General features: G+C 61.1%; 2 protein-coding genes. Both read right to left on the bottom strand.

The window, feature by feature from the left end:
• A partial coding sequence (locus ACWDD7_RS37900) for a hypothetical protein (protein WP_450460736.1) occupies positions 1–623 on the bottom strand: 623 nt, incomplete at its 3' end.
• Between the two features lie 155 nt (positions 624–778).
• On the bottom strand, positions 779–1,078 hold a 300-nt coding region (locus tag ACWDD7_RS37895; RefSeq protein WP_450460735.1), incomplete at its 5' end, for a hypothetical protein.

The following is a 1,078-nucleotide window of genomic DNA, read 5'->3' as shown; positions in this document are numbered from 1 at the left end:
ATCCTGCGGTGCGACTGGGCGTCATTGTCTTCGTATTTCTTGTCGAGCCGCTTGCCGTACCGTTTCGTCAACTCACGCGACACGTCCACGATCGGCAATCGGGTACTGCCCAGCATCTCGCCAGGAAACGCCAGCTCGACATGACGATCGGGGTAGAAGTGGACCTCGAGAATGCGTGAGCCGATCGAGTCCGGCTCCTTGGTTGGCGGCAACGAAACGTCCGTCTCTGCCTGCTGTTTCTTCACCTGCTCACCCGGCCGCCAGTCGTCCGCATCGTAATACGTCCACTGAACCTTGAAATCGTTGCCCTTCAGCAAGTAACAGCAGGCGATGCTGCCTTCCCCGGCCCCGGGTTCCAGGTCGCCACCACCGCGTGCCTTGTTGCCGAACCGGTCGGTGATCGTGAACCGAACGAGGTTGTATGGCAGGTAGTTCAACGCCTCCGTTGAAATGCTGGTGTAGGTCGGATCGGACTTGCTGCACGCCGCCATCGACACGAAGAACAAGCCTGCCGCGGCGACTCGCAACGCCGCGGAGAACCGTCCGCGAGCGGCGCGCGCACCACGTCGGCCTGGATCGATCGCACGGAATTCCGGTGCAGCGTATTGCATGACATCAGGCATAAGCACTCTCTTCACATGGCCGCGGCAGCATGCCGTCGGGACCTGCCGGTACGGCGACCAGCTTGATATTGTCGTTCGTCGAGTCGAACAGCGGCCTCTTCGGCATCCACGCCGTGCGTGTATCGACCTTGCCGGCGCAAGCGGCAATCGCAGACTTACGCCACACCGCTGCGTTCCTCCAGAAGGCTGCGATCGTAGTCTTCACGAATTGCATTCCACGTCGCGTCATCGATCGTCAACAGCGCATCGTCGAGGCTCTTCTCTCCGCAAGACACGGCCACAAGACAAGCCTGCACTGCCGGATGCTCGTCGAATCGGGGGGCGACCTGCACACCGGTCAATACGTAATACAGCGTCTGCTGCTCGTCGACGATCCCGTAGTTGGCCGCGCGTGCCAGTTGCTCGACGACCCGCTCATACAGTTCCACATCGGACAGGTGCTCGATCGACGCCCC

It is taken from the genome of Streptomyces sp. NPDC001056 (genome assembly GCF_053598955.1).
Note: the sequence above shows the minus strand (reverse complement) of the source record. Positions and strands in the feature narration are given on the sequence as shown.